This window comes from Dysgonomonas mossii, from assembly GCF_004569505.1.
Classification (GTDB): Bacteria; Bacteroidota; Bacteroidia; order Bacteroidales; family Dysgonomonadaceae; genus Dysgonomonas.
Window position 1 is genome coordinate 1 of the sequence record NZ_SPPK01000074.1, and the last position, 439, is coordinate 439.

At 72.7% G+C, this 439-nt stretch carries 1 protein-coding gene; it reads right to left on the reverse strand.

The genetic code is table 11. The features are described from left to right. On the reverse strand, positions 1-439 hold a 439-nt coding region (locus E4T88_RS18955; RefSeq protein ID WP_221411823.1), incomplete at both ends, for a hypothetical protein.

Consider the following 439-nt stretch of genomic DNA (forward strand, 5'->3'; position numbering starts at 1 on the left):
GTATCGAACAGGCCGCGCAGCAGGCCCACCGAGAACGCGGACGATGCGCGCTCCATGGCGGGGGTGATGACTTTCGCGCCGGGGCGCATGCCCATGCGCAGCGCCAGCGCACGCACGGCGCCGCTGGCCATGCGCCGCTCCGCGCAGGCCCCGCCGCTGCGCGCCACCGTGCGCTGGAATCCGCGGAAATCCGCCCGGTGCGACAGCGTCGCTGCGGCAGCCTCGGCGGCCCTCAGGATGCCGTGCGCGCCGCTGGAGGGCGCGGGCGCGCCATTGGCGACGAGCAGCGCATCGTTCTCTTCCGCAAGCCAGACGGAGATCACCGCCTTGTCGGCCTTCAAGGTGCCGTCGCCGATCAGCAGGCCCAGCAGGTAGCCTTCGGCCTCGGTACCCTCGCCGTTCCAGCCCGGCAGGGCGCGGTGGTCGTTCAGCACGATCT